The organism is Providencia sneebia DSM 19967 (assembly GCF_000314895.2).
GTDB classification, from domain to species: domain Bacteria; phylum Pseudomonadota; class Gammaproteobacteria; order Enterobacterales; family Enterobacteriaceae; genus Providencia; species Providencia sneebia.
Genome location: NZ_CM001773.1, coordinates 915,611 through 932,929 on the forward strand (window position 1 = coordinate 915,611; position 17,319 = coordinate 932,929).

A 17,319-nucleotide genomic window follows, 5' to 3' on the forward strand; every position below is an offset into this window, starting at 1 on the left:
CCGAGCTGTTGTTATAGGTGGACTTTGCTATCAAGCTTAATGCGCATTTTTCGTTCAAATAAGCTTGTTGTTAGGTCTGTTACCCAACCTCGGAAAAAGTTAGTGACTAAGCCGACAAGGAAATAGCTGACTGCAAGAGGACCTAGAGGCAAGCCAAGAGTTGTTAACCCACTGGCAATACCGAGATAAACGAACAGTTCACCCGGATTGACATGGGGAAATAGACCATTCATTGAATGGCAGCTATAGGATGCTGCTGCATAATAGCTTGGTTTGTATTTCTCTGGCATGAAACGCCCAAGACTGAGAGTCATTGGGTTACAAAATACAAAAGTACCAATCAATGGTAATAGTAGGTAACGTGAGACTGGATTCCCTGCACATTTTTGTGCGAGTTTTTCAATACGGTGTTGGCCAACAAATTTAATCAATGCGTTCATTACAACTAATAGGCTAATGAGTAACGGTAAAATTCCTGTCACCATACCAACAAAAACTTCACCACCTTTCTGGAATAGTCCAATAAACCATTCCGCACCGAACGTAATCGAATCGATCATTATGTATTCCCCTATGAGGATCGTTGTTTTTATCTGTATAACTTACTCTTCGAAATTAAATATACTCAATTTGAAATTAAAAATATTTTAAATAGATCACATAATGAAATGTTTATTTGATTATTTTGAAAGTAAAATCTGTCAAAATGAAAGAATGTGGCGATTAAGTTAAATAAATCGTGTTGGTATGCATTTTTTTGAGGTGGGGATGGATACAATGACTACATTTGCTTATCTCAAAACGAATTAAAACGTTAGGTGGAGCACAAAGCAAGCATAAATACGGATTAATTTATCAAAAATGAATAGGCTCATTTAGATTTAATGATGAATTTCACGGCTCATTTTTCTTATTTAGTAAAAATGATGTTTTATCTTTTATAAGAATCGGGCTAAATATTTTTATTACATCAAGATTTTTATATTTATTTTTGCTTAAAGGTGATGCGTCAGGTTATATTTACTATTAAGAAAAAAATGGTTGATAAGTAACTCGCTGACAAAGGTGTTATGGCTGTTTTGTGTTAGACTCTGTTTCGTTAGCAGTATGTTTTAAATGTATAGCATACTTCGATGGATCATTTTATTGATGCCCAATAATTTCAATCGAACAGTGTGATTAAAGCTCATCAGAACATAGTTTATAATAATGTGTTGATGGTTAATTGGATTTTACCCAATTATTTAGCTCATAACGGTGGTGTATTGAAAGCGAAAGGGAATGAGTGATCTTTTAAGCTAGCTGAAATAACACTATGATAAATGAGGGAAAACATGCGAATTAAAGTATTGCTTGGTGCTGCGGCATTAATGCTTTTAGCTGGCTGCTCGACAACAAATAATTTAACTGCTGCAGGTTCACAAGTTCGTTTCGTTGAAAATCAACCTGGAAGTGATTGTCAGCTCCTTGGGCAAGTTGTCGGAACTCAAAGCAACTGGTTAAGTGGTGTAAATAGTGACTCAAGCTCTATGCGCGGTGCTGCAAATGATTTGCGCAATAAAGCAGGTCAAATGGGTGGTAATGTTATTTTTGGCGCGACTAGTCCAAGTGAAACCATTCTTTCTAGTTTCATTCCCGTAGATAGTAAAATGGTGGGTCAGGTTTATAAGTGTCCCTAAAATGAATCATTAACGCCCGAACAGTATGCTCCGGGCGTTTTCATTTTCATTTTAATTCTGTTTTAGGTTTAGATTGAGCAATGTTTTACTCGGCTCACCGCCAATTTCTCTAGCGAGTTTTGGAACGAGATAGCCAGAAACTTTGCCTAACAATTCTTGTATTAGCTCTCGGGCTTCTTGGTCACTCACTAAAAAATGTGCAGCACCCTGAACTTTATCTAAAACGTGTAAATAGTAAGGTAGAATACCTGCATCAAATAATGCATTACTTAAATTTGCTAAAGTTTCTGAGTTGTTATTTACATCGCGTAGCAGCACACTTTGATTTAGCAAAGTCACACCTGCATTTTTTAACTTTCGCATGGCGTTTTTAAGAGCATCATCTATTTCGTTAGCATGGTTAATATGTGTCACCATAATAACTTGAAAGCGGGAGCAGGCCAGCCTTCTACATAAACGATCTGTTATACGTTCGGGTATGACTACCGGTAAACGAGAATGAATTCGTAGGCGTTGAATATGCGGAATAGCTTCCAGTTGTTCAATTAACCAATCGAGTTCATTATCTTTTGCCATTAAAGGATCGCCACCCGAGAAGATGATTTCATTGAGTTCAGCGTGTTTTTTTATATAATCCAGCGCAACCAACCAATTATTTTTGTTCCCCTTGTTATCTTCATAGGGAAAATGCCGGCGAAAACAGTAACGACAGTTAACTGCACAGCCTCCTTTCACCAGCATCAATGCGCGGTTGTGATATTTATGTAGTAAACTTGGGATCTCATTATCTTGTTCTTCTAATGGATCCGTAGAAAAACCCGGATGGGTATCGAATTCCGCTTTTGCAGTTAATACCTGTAAAAGCAGGGGATCTTGTGGATCACCTTTTTTCATTCGTGAAATAAACGGTATTGGTACACGTAAAGGGAATAATTTACGTGCATCATTACCATCTTTCGATGCTTGGTGGTTTTCTAACCCTAATATTTGTAGCAATTCATCAGGATTAGTGATTGCTTCAGCAAGTTGTTGTATCCAGACTTCTCTGGATGGGATGTTTTGAGTTACAATATCGACCATTTTTTGGCTATGCCATATTTAGTTTATAAATTTAGAGGATCTCCATGGCTACTTATAGTACCAATGAATTCCGCTCAGGTCTTAAAATCATGTTAGATGGTGAGCCTTGTGCAATTCTTGAAAGTGAATTTGTTAAACCAGGTAAAGGTCAAGCATTTGCACGTGTTCGCATCCGTAAACTGATTTCTAACAAATTGTTGGAAAAAACATTTAAGTCTACTGATTCTGTAGAAGGCGCAGATGTCATGGATATGAACTTAACTTACCTTTATAACGATGGTGAGTTTTGGCATTTCATGAACAACGAAACTTTTGAACAGCTTGCAGCTGATGAGAAAGCAGTGGGCGATAATGCTAAATGGTTGATTGACCAAGCAGATTGTATCCTAACTCTGTGGAATGGCCGTCCAATCTCTGTGACTCCACCTAACTTTGTTGAGTTAGAAGTAACAGAAACAGACCCAGGTCTGAAAGGTGATACCGCAGGTACTGGTGGTAAACCAGCAACCCTGAGCACAGGTGCAGTTGTTAAAGTTCCACTGTTTGTACAAATTGGTGAAGTTATCAAGGTTGATACTCGTTCAGGCGAATACGTTTCTCGCGTGAAATAAGTCTTTCTTGAAGCTAAAAAACCGTAATATATGAAAAGTATTACGGTTTTTTTATTTATAAATAAATGCTAATTGGTTTACTGTATCCAATCTAATTTCTAATTAGTTTGTTTTCTTAGACTCTGGATAATTCGTTGTCCAAAAAGAGTGATAATTAATCCAATCATCATTAATGTTAATCCGGTAATTTGTATTCCATTAACATGTTCACCTAGAAATAATACACTGCTACTTAATCCAAATAGTGGGACTAAAAGAGAGAAAGGGGCGACACGCCATGCTTCATAGCGGCCTAAAAGTACTCCCCACAGGCCATAACCAACAAAGGTTGATAAATAAGCTAGGTAAAGAATAGTACCAAATATTGACCAATTAAAACCTAATAATCCTTGAGTCATGGCTTCTTGACCTTCAAAAATCCAAGAACTGATTAAAAATGGAATAATTGGAATCAAAGCACTCCAGCTAACTAGGGAAAGCGAACTACATTTTTCTGAACCCGGATGTTGCATGATCATTCTATTGGTAATATTTCCACAGGCCCATGAAAAACCAGCAATTAATGTAAAAATTAATCCCAACATTGGTATATCATCAAGGCCGCCTTCCGTTGCGCCTTTTGCTAAGATAGTCAGGCCAAAAACGGCGATTAGCATGCCGAAAAAATGAGGAAGTCGTAGAGATTCTTTTAAAACAATAGCGCCGAGCAATAAGGTAAAAAATGCTTGAGATTGTAAAATAACGGACGTGATACCAGCAGGCATGCCCACACGGATGGCACAAAAAAGAAAGGCAAACTGCCCGAAGCTAATGGTTAAGCCATAAATTAATATCAGTTTAAAAGGAACCTTGGGGCGTTTAAAGAAAAAAACCGCTGGAAATGCCACGAATAAAAAGCGTAATGCGCCCAATAATAATGGTGGAAGTGCTGTGACACCAAGTTTAATAATCACAAAATTAACACCCCAAATAATCACAACGCATAATGCAAGTAATATGTCTTTAAAGCTCATGTTATTTCTCAATATTTATTCTAAGCCTAATGATTTACTTTACGCTTGCTGATCTGAATATGCGATAGTGATGATGAATGTTGCTATTAATAAAAATCAAATATGTGTATTTTTAGGGTTGATTGTAGCTTATTTGTTATTTTATGTGGCTTGAGTCCATTTCGATGAGCACTTATAATACAAAAGCCTATAATAAGGCAGCGTATTCAGGACGACCTGAAATAACGTTTTTATCTATCCAACATAACTTGAAAATGCGGGATAAAATGATGGGGACGACCCCGAATTGTATATAGGAGTTATACAATGGCATGGGTTATTCTTGTTTTTGCTGGGCTTTTAGAAGTTGTTTGGGCTATTGGCCTAAAATACACTCACGGCTTTACTCGCCTTACCCCAAGTATTATTACCATTATTGCGATTATCGCTAGCATGGGCTTATTAGCTTATGCCATGCGCGATTTACCTGCTGGAACGGCTTATGCTATCTGGACGGGTATTGGTGCTGTGGGCACAGCAATTATTGGAATTATTTTTTTGGGAGAGTCAGCAAATATCTTTCGTTTATTAAGTTTAGGCTTGATTATTATGGGATTAATTGGTTTAAAAGTTTCAAGTTAATTAATTTCCTAATTTAGATTAAGTTGACCTGCATAAGATCGTTTCAACGTTTATGAAGTGAATTGTTGATCATCCAACAGTTCACTTCCTCAGATATTACAGATATCATGTAAATAATTCTCATTTCTATCCTTGTGTTATGGCTTGATATGTCTGACTCTGAGTTACAATGCCTGTTTTCTCGTCACTCTTCTTCACTTTGTCGATACCTTAATGCATATCTAAAAGACCATTCTTTAAGTATGGATATTATGCAGGAAAGTTTTGTACGCATGGCAGAGCAAATGAAACACTCTTCAATACAAGATATTGATGCTTATCTCTACCGCACGGCAAAAAATCTCATGGTTGACCATTTTCGGCAGCGTCAGAAACAACAAGCTATTCTTATTAGTGATACTCAATGGCAAGAACTTCCTGCGAATACTAAAAGTCTTGAAGCCCAAGCGATTAGTGAACAGCAGTTCAAGCAAATTCAAAATACCATACAAACTTTGCCCCATAGGACTCAGGAGATATTTCGTTTGCATCGTGAAGAAGGGCTAACTCAAGCTGAAGTTGCTAAAGTACTCAATATTTCTCTTAGCACTGTTGAAAAGCATCTTGCTAATGCGTTGGCTATGCTTATTCATAAATGGAGGGAGGAATAATGAAACAGCTTATTGATAATCCTTCCGAAATAGAGAATACAGCTGCTTTGTGGGTGATAAAAACAACTTCACGCGAATTGACGAAGTCAGAGGAATTAGAGTTCCAATCTTGGATATCAATGTCAGAACAACATCTTGAAACTTATTATCGCGCGCGGCAATTATGGAAATTAACAGCAAATGCCGCTGGTCATCAGAAATTAATAGATAAAAAAGATAATACGACCCAAAAGCGTGTGAAGTTGCGTCATATTCAGCGATCTGCTGCTGCAATTTTATTTTGCATTTTATCTGTAGGTGCGTGGCAATATTACTCTAAACCTACGCCAGATTATTACGCGCAAATTGGTGAGATCCTACAAGTGACACTTCCTGACGGGAGTGTGGTTGACCTTGATAGCGGCTCTAAATTATTGCTCGATTTTAATGAACATTATCGGCAAGTTAATCTATTATCCGGAAGGGCTTATTTTGCTGTTGCTCCTATGACACAAAAAGATCAACGACCTTTTCGAGTGCAAGCAAAAAATGGTATCACGCAAGCACTAGGTACTGAATTTTCAATTGATGAAAAGGGTGACCAAGTTAATGTCAGTGTTTATCAGCATAGCGTGAAAATTACTTTAAATTCCGGTGAAGAGTTGGTGGTTAATGCAGGTGATTTTACGCACTATCAACAAAAGATTTGGCCAACTTCCTCGCTATACAACACAGCATCCGCTAACTGGCGGCAAGGGCAAATTATTTTTCATCAACAAACGCTAGATGAAGTTATAGGTGAAATTAATCGCTATCGAAACAAGCCTGTTATCTTACTTTCAAATCAACATACGCAAAAAATAAGTGGCGTATTTCAGATAAAATCCATTGATAGTGCATTGGCTAATTTAAGTGATTCACAAGGATTACAACTGTATGAAATCCCTTTTTTAACATTAATGTACTAGCTTGTTTTGTATTGGATAAAAGTTAAATCTAGGGATAATTAAACAGCTTGATAAACTTATGTTCATTATTCGGTAACTATTTTTTAAAATTATTTACGGGTTTTCCTTTTTTCTGCGTCTTTAATAGAAGTGATTATTATTTTCATTACTATTATCTTTTAGGGATAGGAAATGGCTCAGAAAAAACATCATTATAAAAAAATTGTATTTTGTGTTCACCTTGCATTAATAACATTACCTCTTGCGCCTGTTTTGAGTTACGCACAGACAGAACAATCTTCGCAAACAATCGCTTTTTCAATACCTGCTCAATCGCTTGAACAGGCACTGATTAATTATGCTCAACAAGCAAATGTTGAAATTTTAATTAATTCTCAGGATGTTATTGGATTAAAAAGCCAAGCAGTGACAGGGAATTATTCCCTGAATGCGGGATTAAAGAAATTGATAGGCGCAAATCCTATTCACTATAGTATCCATAATAATCGTGTTTCAATTAGCCGAATATCAAAATCTACAAACGATAACGCCGTAGTAACACTGGATACATTAACGGTTACGGCAACTGCTCACCAGCAAGGTGATTGGGTTTATGACACACCGTCTTCTATCAGTGTTATCAGCAAAAAACAACTTGAAGACAGGCCGCCAAAGCATATTGCGGATGTCTTAGAATTGACTACGGGGGTTTATTCGGCCGTTAGTCAGCAAGACCCTTCGTTATCTGTCAATATTCGCGGTATTCAAGATTATGGACGAGTGAATATGAATATTGATGGCATGAGACAAAACTTTCAAAAAAGTGGACATGGTCAACGCAATGGCTCGATGTACATTGATTCAGAACTGCTCTCTGGTGTTGAGATCCAAAAAGGCAATAGTAGCGGAATGGGAAGTGGGGGGACATTAGGTGGTGTTGCAACATTTTCGACACTCAATGCCGCTGATTTCTTGTCAAAGGATAAAACATTTGGTGGGAAATTACATGCTAGTACGGGAACGAATAATACCCATTTTATTGGCAGTAGCGCTTTTGCATTAGGTAATGAAACAGCCGATTTACTTTTTGCAGCAAGTGAGCGCCGACTCGGTGATTATAAACCAGGTACTCATGGCAAGATTGGTGATCTGCGCATTAATAATGATACGGGTCGCTATGATCAACTGGTGCGTGATTTAAAACATAGCCGCATAACAGATAGTAATTACCACATGACGTCTTATTTGGCGAAAGCGGGTTGGAATATTACTGACTCACAACGTTTACAACTTAACTATTTGGAAACTAAAGTTGAAACACCGAATGCGGGCACATTAACGAATCTCGGGCAAACTTGGCCTTATAAATTAGGTTGGAAAAGTAGCGGTTTTAGCCATGTAAACACGAAAAATTATTCTCTAGATTACACGCGATTTAGTGACACGCCATGGAGCACTGAATTTAAAGGTAAAGTCTATTTGGTTGATACCCATGATAACAGTGAAACGTATTCGACCAGCACTGTTTATAATAATGGCTATGATATGGATACCCGAGTTAAAACATTAGGGTTACAACTCGAAAATCATTCAGAAATTGAATTTAATACGAGGAATGTATTAAAAGCACATTATGGTGTAGAAACTTTTCAGGATAAGGCAAGTAGCGATTCAACAAGAGAAGCGGTTAGTGGTGTGACACCGGATGGTAAGCGTTCACTTAGCTCATTATTTACAACGTTAACGTATGAATATGATGATTGGTTAACGTTGGAAGGTGGCATGCGTTATGACCACTACCAATTGAAAGGTAAAACAGAAATGCGCTACCCTGTATTTCCTTTCACTAAAGAAAACCCTTGTACGGAATTGAGATTACGGAATTGCCAAACAACAATAGTGAATCGTACTTGGGATGTTAATGAGTCTGAAGGTGCGTTTTCACCGAACATAAAACTCGCTATCCAGCCTAATTTAGAATGGATGGAGTTATTTACCAGTTATGGTCGTTCTTGGCGTCCACCCGCAATTACAGAAACCTTAACGACGGGAAGTGCTCACTCTTCATCAACCCAATTCCCCAACCCTTACTTAAAGCCTGAAAATTCCAATGCGTGGGAAGTTGGAATGAATATTAATTATCCGCAACTATTACTTGAAGAAGATAGATTAGTTGCAAAAGTGGCTTATTTTGATACGCGAGTCGACAACTATATTAATATGGCGATTAACCGGACTAAACCCGGTATGGTGCAGCCCAGTATTGGTAATGCAGCTTACAGTAACAACTTAAGCACCACGCGATTTAGAGGTTTTGAATATCAGATAAATTATGATGCTGGGTTTGTGTATGCAGATTTAACATTCACCCACATGATTGGTAAAAATAAATTCTGCGCTCGCAAGGCGTGGTTAGGCGGTACTTTACAATATGGTAAAGATAGCGGTCCCGGCAATTGGTACTCAGAAGATGACCAAGATAAAAATAATTATGTAGATTGTGATAGTGGTTCAATATTTGGTAGTGCCGCTAATTTACCTGGAGATAGAGGATCATTCACGTTAGGTGGTCGCGCATTTGATAGAAAGCTTGATGGTGGAATTGTGGTTCGTTTTACACCGGGTTTTCAAGATTATTCAGCTCAAACCAACCAACCTTACCTTGCAGATTGGCCAAAATATACATTGATTGATCTTTATACCAGTTATGAATTAACGAAAGACGTCACCTTACGCGCAAATGTCGAAAACCTCATGAACCGAGCTTATGTAGTGAGCTATGGTGAAAGTTTATCCAATACGCTTGGAAGAGGCAGAACAATTAGTGGTGGAATAGAATACCGTTTCTAGCATACTGATATAAATAAAAAAACCAGTGACAAGATTATTTGTCACTGGTTTTTGTTTGGTACTTATTAGCAGATACCCGTTATTTATTGCAATAACTATAGAGTAAATACACCAATCAGCGCGATTATAGAAATAATTGCTGATGCACCATAGAAAACCCATTTTGAAGCAGGAACATGGACTTTAAAATCGTGCAAAGTATGGTGAATACGGTGCATACCACACCATACCGGTAAAATGATCATCAGTAGTAAAAATATACGACCGATAAAGCTGGTGCAGAATGCATGAATGCGATCAAAACTTAGCATTTCAGGCGCGACACCAAGCGGGATCAAAATACCCAGTAGAAGAATGATTGAAGGGCCAATAATGGCACTCCACATACCACCAGCACCAAATAATCCCCAGAAAATCGGTTCATCGGAACGTTTAGGCGTTAGATTCATCAGACTCTCCTTAGATAACTAGCGCGATGGCTAAAATAATAACAGTGGCGACAATCGTGACTGCCCAAAGACCTTTTACAATAGGTTCTTCTGACATTTTCTTATCTTTGACAATAATACTGACCGCTTTCGGTGCGAGCTTAAACCATGTGGTTGTATGCAATAGTGTCGCAGCAAGAGTGATGATATTAATAATCAAAATAATAGGATTTTGTAAAAAATCAACGAAGCCAGCCCATGATTCTGCACCACCTTTGAGTGCGAATACCCCGTAGAGCACAAGTAAACTAAACCAGACTTGGAGTACTGATGTACCTTCACGCATGATATAAAAGCGGTAAAAAGGTAGCTTTGTCCACCAATCAGCCTTCATTTCTCTTGTATAGGGTTTACGTTTTGTAGTCATGACTTCAATTCTCCTTATCGTGGCTTCAGCATGGCGATAACAAAGTCTTGCGCACTCGCTGCTTTACCTTGTTGGATTGCAGCAGCTGGGTCGACATGCTTAGGACAGACTTCAGAGCAGTAGCCTACAAATGTACAGCTCCAGACGCCGTTATCACCATTAAGCAATGGCATACGATCTTTCGTACCGTGGTCACGGCTATCCAGATTGTAGCGCTCTGCGAGTGTGATTGCGGCAGGTCCTATAAACTCAGGGTTAAGACCGAATTGCGGACATGCTGCATAGCATAGGCCACAGTTAATACACCCTGAGAATTGATGGTATTTCGCCATTTGAGCAGGGGTTTGTTTGTTCGGCCCTTCAGAAGGTTTACGATCATTACCGAGGATATAAGGTTTAATCGCCTCTAAACTCTCAATAAAGTGTGTCATATCAACAACTAAGTCACGCTCAATTGGGAAATTTCCTAATGGCTCAACAGTGACGCCATTTGGATAGTCACGTAAAAATGTTTTACAAGCCAGCTTAGGAACTTTATCAACCATCATGCCGCAAGAACCACAAATAGCCATACGGCAAGACCAACGATAAGACAAATCCGGTGCCAGATTATCTTTGACATAATTCAAAGCATCGAGTAATGAGGTTTGCTCATCATAAGGGACATCATATGTCACTAAATGGGGCGCTTTATCCGTTTCTGGATTGTAGCGCAAGATCTCCATTTTTAAGTGTTTCATATCATCCATTAGCTTGCTCCTTCTTTGCCTTGTCCTGAGCTTCAGCTTCTGCACCATACACACGTTTTGCTGGCTGAGATTTTGTAATCTTCACGTCACTATATTCAAGACGAGGTGCGCCTTCAGGATTATAGAATGCCAATGTGTGTTTTAAGAAGTTTACATCATCACGCTCTGTACAGCCTTCGTCTAAACGTTGGTGAGCACCGCGAGATTCTTTACGATTCATCGCTGAATGCGCCATACAGTCGGCAACATCTAAACCAAATCCAAGCTCGATGGTGTACAGTAAATCAGTATTGAAGACGCTGCTATGGTCAGTGACTTCGACATGTTTAAAGCGCTCTTTCAATTCCGCTATCTTATCGATAGTTTTTTGCATTAACTCAGGAGTACGGTAGATACCACAACCTTCTTCCATGGCTAGACCGAGCTCATCACGAATGTGCGCCCAGTTTTCTTTACCTTTTTGGTTGATAAGTTTGTTTAAATTATCTTCAATATCACGAGTGCGAGCTTCAATCGCATTTGCGTTGGCTGGTGTTGCTTCTGCTGCGTGTTTAACAGCTTGCTCACCCGCAAGACGACCAAAAACAACCAATTCAGAAAGTGAGTTTGAACCTAAACGGTTTGCACCATGCAGACCAACAGAAGAACATTCACCAATCGCAAATAGACCTTTGATGCGTGTTTCACAGTTTTGATCTGTTTCGATACCGCCCATTGTGTAGTGAGCAGTTGGACGAACTGGAATTGGGTCAGTGACTGGGTCAACACCAACATACGCTTTTGCAAGCTCACAAATAAATGGTAAACGCTCATGCAGTTTTTCTGCACCAAGGTGACGAAGGTCAAGATACACAACATCACCACGGTGAGTGCTGATGGTACGGCCTGCACGCCATTCATGCCAGAATGCTTGTGAGACTTTGTCACGAGGACCAAGTTCCATGTATTTGTTTTCTGGTTTACCAAGCGGAGTTTCAGGGCCTAGTCCGTAATCTTGTAAATAACGGTAGCCATCTTTATTGACCATGATACCGCCTTCACCACGACAACCTTCTGTCATCAATATCCCTGAACCTGGTAGGCCTGTTGGGTGATATTGAACGAATTCCATATCACGCAGTGGAACACCATGACGGAGTGCAATCCCCATACCATCACCAGTTACTATACCGCCATTGGTATTGTAGCGATAAACGCGTCCTGCACCGCCCGTTGCCATGATGACGGAATTGGCACGGATTTGAACTTTAGTTCCTTCCATCATATTGATAGCGACAAGACCACGAACTTGGCCTTCATCAACAATGATATCGAGAACAAAATGTTCATCAAAACGTTGAATTTGAGGATACTTTAATGAAGTTTGGAATAAGGTATGCAGCATGTGGAAGCCAGTTTTATCGGCAGCAAACCAAGTCCGTTCAATTTTCATACCACCAAAACGGCGGACGTTAACTGAACCATCTGGTTTACGGCTCCATGGGCATCCCCATAGCTCTAGCTGGGTTAATTCTGTAGGACAATGCTCGACGAAATAATCGACGACGTCTTGTTCACACAGCCAATCACCACCAGCAACAGTATCATTAAAATGATAATCGTAGGAGTCATGAGCTTGGGTTACAGCAGCTGCTCCGCCCTCTGCCGCCACAGTGTGGCTTCGCATTGGGTATACTTTTGAGATCAGAGCAATCTTGATGTTGGGATTTGCTTCTGCAGCAGCGATAGCTGCTCGTAAGCCTGCGCCCCCGGCCCCGATAATCGCTAAATCGGCATTGAAGGTTTGCACTGCGCTTCTCCATTGTTCAAGTGTAAATTAATAAATTCTGTTAAAGACTTTTGGTCGTTAGCTAAATGTTGTAAGCAGCACCGAGATAAAGTGGTACTGCCGATTTTCTCTTTTTTAATAGTAAATAATATAATAGCTAATAATGACTTATCATGCTGTGGATTATACCGAATAGTGTTCTTGATAAATTTGATATAGAGGGGGGTTTTAGGTGATTTAGGTAATAAAGTGTGATCTATCCCCAACTTTTATGAATTGTTTTTTCATTCCTAAGAATAAGTCACAAAGATAAGTAAAAACTGTAAATTCAAATGATTATCATTACTCTTAAGACGCTCATCCATATTGTGAATATAGTCTAACTTGTTCAGATTATCTGTTTTTTATCATCGTGAGGATGGTGAATAAAATTTTTTATTCATTCTTGTTTCATAATGAAAAACGTTCTTTTGCCTAATCGTGTAAAGCAGAGGATAATGTCACTCAATATTTCTTTCACCTTACTGGATCTTATTAGAACATTATTGTTCCAAATAGCGCCGACATTCAAATATACGAATAGGTAAAATATAAGCCTGCTTAATCATTTTGCAGTCAGCGCTATCCGCTTATCTCACTGCGATCGTTAGATAATAGCAAGATTAACAAATGGAATAATAAAATTTGTTGTATTTGCTGATCTTAATGCATTGTTTGTCGTGCAAGAGGTGAGTAAACTGCACGGTCATGTTTATTTTGGAGTTATGTTAATGAGTGAAGTCGCGAACTGGCAGCCAAGTGCGCCTATCGCCAATCTGTTACAGCGAGCTAAAATAATTGCTGAAATCAGACGTTTTTTTACTGAACGCTGCGTACTTGAAGTCGAAACACCCGCAATGAGTCAAGCAACGGTGACAGACATTCATCTTGTACCATTTCAAACGCGTTTTGTAGGGCCTGGTGCTGCGCAGGGAATTGATCTTTATTTGATGACAAGCCCTGAATATCATATGAAGCGATTACTTGCGGCGGGGAGTGGACCTATCTACCAACTATGCCGTAGTTTTCGTAATGAAGAAGCTGGCAGACATCATAATCCCGAGTTCACCATGCTTGAATGGTATCGTCCGCATTATGATATGTACCGTTTAATCAATGAAGTTGATGATTTACTCCAACAAGTGCTCGATTGTGAAAGCGCGGAACTGCTTTCATATCAACATGCATTTTTACGCCATTTAGATATAGATCCCCTTTCTGCTGAAAAAAGTGAGCTAAGGGAAGTCGCTGCACGTTTAGATTTGAGCAATATTGCAGATCAAGAAGAAGATAGAGATACATTACTTCAATTGCTATTTACTATGGGCGTTGAGCCACATATTGGTAAAGAGAGGCCGGCTGTAGTTTACCATTTCCCTGCAACTCAAGCTTCTTTAGCTGAAATTAGTTCAGAAGATCATCGTGTAGCAGAGCGCTTTGAAGTTTATTTCAAAGGGATGGAGCTGGCGAATGGATTCCGTGAATTGACGGATGCAGCAGAGCAGCGCCAACGCTTTGAGCAGGATAATCGCCGTCGCGCGGCACTAGGTTTACCGATTCATCCCATTGATGAGAATTTACTGTGTGCATTGGAGCATGGACTACCAGAGTGCTCTGGCGTAGCCCTTGGGGTAGATCGTTTGATTATGTTGGCCTTAAATGCTGATAAGATCAGCGATGTTATCGCTTTCCCTGTGACTATCGCTTAATATCCCCGCCATACTTCAGCTGCCTTGTTGTTGGCTGGATTCAGCTACCCAAGGAACATTCGCAAAAGTATGTTCCTTGGGTAGCGTATAAAAAATAGTTGTTAGCAGCTTTTGGCTACTAACAACATAATAATAAAAACAAATAATTAGTTAGTTATAATCTTATGGTTGTTTTTGAAGAAATTTAACACCTAGGTCAGGGAAGTCAGTAAATGCACCATCAACATCGGCTTGATTGTAAATAATTTCAAAAAGTTGTTGTCCATCTTTCGCATATTTTGGCAGCTTATCAACGCGAATAGTATAAGGATGCACTAACATATTATTTGCGTGGGCATCTTGTACCATGCCTGTTAGCTTAATATTATCCGGTGTGGAATCTTCTTGAACGAGCATATGATAATCGGGGCCAATACCATCAGCATATTTAGCCACTTCTTTCATGGAATTTGGTTCAAACATCCAATCATAGCTATAGTTAACCCAAGTTCCATCAGGTTTTTGCTCTTGTGTTTCATTCCAATCAGTATAAGCAATAAGCTGAACCAGTTTTAAATTCATATCCATTTCTGGCATCAATTTAGTTTTAATGCGTTTTAACTCGTTGGCATCAAAACATTGCAAATAGACATTTGCCTCTTTATTGGTATAGCCGTACTGTTTTAAGACTTCCAAAGTTTTTTTCGTGATATCTTTCCCTTCCTGTTGATGGAACCAAGGTGCTTTGATTTCAGGGTAGATACCAATATTTTTACCTGTTGATTTATTCAATCCTTGGATGAATTCAATTTCTTCTTGGAAGGTATGAACACGGAAGTCTGATTTACCCATAGGGAAACGATTTGGGTAGCTTTGAACTTTCTTACCATCAACAATATCAAATCCTTCAGTAAAATTGAGCGATTTAATTTCATCGAGCGTAAAGTCTATGGCGTAATAACGACCATCTTTACGTGCGCGATTTGGAAAACGCTCAGCAACATCCGTCACTCGGTCAAGATAATGGTCGTGCAATACCACTAATTCATTATCTTTGGTCATCACTAAATCTTGCTCAAGAAAATCAGCTCCTTGGGCATAGGCCATTGCCTTAGCAGGCAGTGTGTGTTCTGGTAAGTAACCACTTGCACCGCGATGCGCAATAACAACTTTTTCTGCTGATTGTGCAACGCTTGAAACAGACGCAACTAAAATCATACTTGCAACCAATGTTTTTAATGGAAGATGCATGACGATATTCTCCTTGTCATTTTCAGGTAAAAAAAAGGCTATATCACATTTTGATATAGCCTCAGTTTAGTCCATTAATGTGAACATTAATGGAGTGTTAGTTCATTTTTGCTAATTCACGTTTATGTTTAGATTCGTTGATCATTACAAGGAATAGCAGAACAACAGCAAGTACAGAACCACCGATCATGACGGCAAAACCACCGTCCCAACCGAAGTAGTCAACGGTATAACCAACAATAGCACTTGCAGCAACGGAACCACCTAGGTAACCGAATAACCCTGTAAATCCTGCGGCTGTACCAGCAGCTTTCTTAGGTGCAAGCTCAAGAGCATGCAGACCAATCAGCATAACAGGACCGTAGATTAGGAAACCGATGATAAGCATACAAGCCATATCAATGCCTGGGTTTCCTGGAGGGTTCATCCAGAACACGATAGTTGCGATAGTCACGAGTGTCATAAAGAACACACCAGTTGCACCACGGTTACCACGGAAGACTTTATCTGACATCCAACCACACAGTAAAGTACCAGGGATACCTGCATACTCATACAAGAAGTAAGCCCAAGAAGACTTATCCATTGCAAAGTGTTTAACTTCACGCAGGTAAGTTGGAGACCAGTCAAGCACACCATAACGCAGCAAATAAACAAAGACGTTAGCAATTGCGATCATCCATAGAAGTTTGTTAGGGAACACATACTTCATGAAGATTTCTTTTGCAGTTAACTCTTTCTCGTCTGATGCTTTATAGTCTGGCGGATAGTCATTTTTATATTCTTCGATTGGTGGTAAACCACAAGATTGTGGAGTATCACGCATCAAAGCAAAAGCAATGATTGCAACAATAATCGCTGCAAATGCAGGCATATAAAGAGCTGCGTGCCAGTCATTAAACCATGCCATACCCAGCATGAATAGTAGAGGAGGAATACCACCACCAACGTTATGCGCACAGTTCCAAACTGACACTATCCCACCACGTTCTTTTTGTGACCACCAGTGAACCATGGTACGACCACAAGGAGGCCAACCCATACCTTGGAACCAACCACATAGGAACAGCAGAACGAACATAACCATGATGCTGGATGTTGCCCATGGTACGAAGCCCATAAACAGCATGACTAGCGCAGCAAGTATTAAACCAGCAGGTAAGAATATCCGAGGGTTAGAGCGGTCTGAGACAGACCCCATGATGAATTTTGAAAAACCGTAAGCAATTGAGATCCCTGATAACGCAAAACCCAGATCCCCTTTGGAGAACCCTTGTTCTACAAGGTAAGGCATTGCTAATGCGAAGTTTTTTCTGACTAGGTAGTATGCTGCATAGCCAAAGAAAATTCCCATGAAAATTTGCCAGCGAAGACGTCGATAGACAGGATCTATCTTCTCAGCTGGCAGCCTCGGTGCATGAGGTGCTGGTTTAAAAATGCTTAACATATAGCCTCCGATGGCATGTTAACAGTTATTAGCTCGTTGCTTTAGTCAACAATTTATATTGGTAAAGGCGAGCGTTTATTATTTATTAAGTA

Annotated in this window: 16 protein-coding genes; 7 read left to right on the plus strand and 9 right to left on the minus strand. The window is 39.4% G+C overall.

The features are described from left to right. Positions 1-11 precede the first annotated feature (11 nt). Positions 12-560, minus strand: coding sequence for a PTS glucitol/sorbitol transporter subunit IIC (srlA, locus tag OO7_RS03585; protein ID WP_008914604.1), 549 nt, complete (start codon positions 558-560; stop codon positions 12-14). A gap of 774 nt (positions 561-1,334) precedes the next feature. On the opposite strand from srlA, the gene OO7_RS03590 reads away from it, so the two are divergent. Further along, positions 1,335-1,679, plus strand: a complete 345-nt coding sequence (locus OO7_RS03590; protein WP_008914605.1) for a DUF4156 domain-containing protein — start codon at positions 1,335-1,337, stop codon at positions 1,677-1,679. Between the two features lie 51 nt (positions 1,680-1,730). Here the strand turns inward: OO7_RS03590 and epmB are convergent, their stop codons facing one another. Next, positions 1,731-2,759, minus strand: a complete 1,029-nt coding sequence (gene epmB / locus OO7_RS03595; RefSeq protein WP_008914606.1) for an EF-P beta-lysylation protein EpmB — start codon at positions 2,757-2,759, stop codon at positions 1,731-1,733. A 44-nt stretch (positions 2,760-2,803) separates the two neighbouring features. Here epmB and efp point away from each other — a divergent pair, with 44 nt between their 5' ends. Further along, complete coding sequence (efp, locus tag OO7_RS03600; protein ID WP_008914607.1) at positions 2,804-3,370, plus strand: elongation factor P; 567 nt, start codon at positions 2,804-2,806, stop codon at positions 3,368-3,370. 98 nt (positions 3,371-3,468) lie between these two features. Here efp and OO7_RS03605 read toward each other — a convergent pair whose 3' ends face one another. Beyond that, a complete protein-coding gene (locus tag OO7_RS03605; protein ID WP_008914608.1) occupies positions 3,469-4,383 on the minus strand; it encodes an EamA family transporter in 915 nt (304 codons plus the stop codon). Between the two features lie 306 nt (positions 4,384-4,689). On the opposite strand from OO7_RS03605, the gene sugE reads away from it, so the two are divergent. From sugE to OO7_RS03625, 4 genes are all read left to right on the plus strand, one after another. Then, complete coding sequence (gene sugE, locus OO7_RS03610) at positions 4,690-5,004, plus strand: quaternary ammonium compound efflux SMR transporter SugE (RefSeq protein ID WP_008914609.1); 315 nt, start codon at positions 4,690-4,692, stop codon at positions 5,002-5,004. Positions 5,005-5,153: 149 nt separating this feature from the next. Continuing rightward, the gene (locus OO7_RS03615; RefSeq protein ID WP_043892634.1) at positions 5,154-5,654 is read left to right on the plus strand and encodes an RNA polymerase sigma factor; all 501 of its coding nucleotides are present in this window, start codon (positions 5,154-5,156) and stop codon (positions 5,652-5,654) included. Continuing rightward, positions 5,654-6,601 (plus strand): FecR family protein, encoded by a 948-nt coding sequence (locus OO7_RS03620; protein WP_008914611.1) that lies wholly within the window; start codon positions 5,654-5,656, stop codon positions 6,599-6,601. Before OO7_RS03615 ends, OO7_RS03620 begins: the two co-directional genes overlap by 1 nt. A gap of 171 nt (positions 6,602-6,772) precedes the next feature. Then, the gene (locus tag OO7_RS03625) at positions 6,773-9,430 is read left to right on the plus strand and encodes a TonB-dependent hemoglobin/transferrin/lactoferrin family receptor (RefSeq protein ID WP_008914612.1); all 2,658 of its coding nucleotides are present in this window, start codon (positions 6,773-6,775) and stop codon (positions 9,428-9,430) included. Positions 9,431-9,525: 95 nt separating this feature from the next. On the opposite strand, the gene frdD is transcribed toward OO7_RS03625, so the two are convergent. Genes frdD through frdA form a run of 4 tightly spaced genes read right to left on the minus strand, consistent with a single transcriptional unit; the run spans position 9,526 to position 12,823 of the window. Continuing rightward, on the minus strand, positions 9,526-9,879 hold the full coding sequence (gene frdD / locus OO7_RS03630) for a fumarate reductase subunit FrdD (protein WP_008914613.1): 354 nt from the start codon (positions 9,877-9,879) through the stop codon (positions 9,526-9,528). 10 nt (positions 9,880-9,889) lie between these two features. Next, entirely contained in the window at positions 9,890-10,285 is a 396-nt protein-coding gene (gene frdC / locus OO7_RS03635; RefSeq protein ID WP_008914614.1) for a fumarate reductase subunit FrdC, read from the minus strand. A gap of 14 nt (positions 10,286-10,299) precedes the next feature. Further along, positions 10,300-11,034, minus strand: a complete 735-nt coding sequence (locus OO7_RS03640) for a succinate dehydrogenase/fumarate reductase iron-sulfur subunit (RefSeq protein ID WP_008914615.1) — start codon at positions 11,032-11,034, stop codon at positions 10,300-10,302. Continuing rightward, on the minus strand, positions 11,027-12,823 hold the full coding sequence (gene frdA / locus OO7_RS03645; protein WP_008914616.1) for a fumarate reductase (quinol) flavoprotein subunit: 1,797 nt from the start codon (positions 12,821-12,823) through the stop codon (positions 11,027-11,029). The genes OO7_RS03640 and frdA overlap by 8 nt, the downstream gene beginning before the upstream one ends. Positions 12,824-13,572: 749 nt before the next feature. On the opposite strand from frdA, the gene epmA reads away from it, so the two are divergent. Beyond that, positions 13,573-14,550 (plus strand): elongation factor P--(R)-beta-lysine ligase, encoded by a 978-nt coding sequence (gene epmA / locus OO7_RS03650; RefSeq protein ID WP_008914617.1) that lies wholly within the window; start codon positions 13,573-13,575, stop codon positions 14,548-14,550. Positions 14,551-14,712: 162 nt separating this feature from the next. Here epmA and glpQ read toward each other — a convergent pair whose 3' ends face one another. Together glpQ and glpT are read right to left on the minus strand one after the other, a co-directional pair. Beyond that, on the minus strand, positions 14,713-15,780 hold the full coding sequence (glpQ, locus tag OO7_RS03655) for a glycerophosphodiester phosphodiesterase (RefSeq protein ID WP_008914618.1): 1,068 nt from the start codon (positions 15,778-15,780) through the stop codon (positions 14,713-14,715). A 97-nt stretch (positions 15,781-15,877) separates the two neighbouring features. Continuing rightward, on the minus strand, positions 15,878-17,227 hold the full coding sequence (gene glpT / locus OO7_RS03660; protein ID WP_008914619.1) for a glycerol-3-phosphate transporter: 1,350 nt from the start codon (positions 17,225-17,227) through the stop codon (positions 15,878-15,880). Between the last annotated feature and the right edge of the window lie 92 nt (positions 17,228-17,319).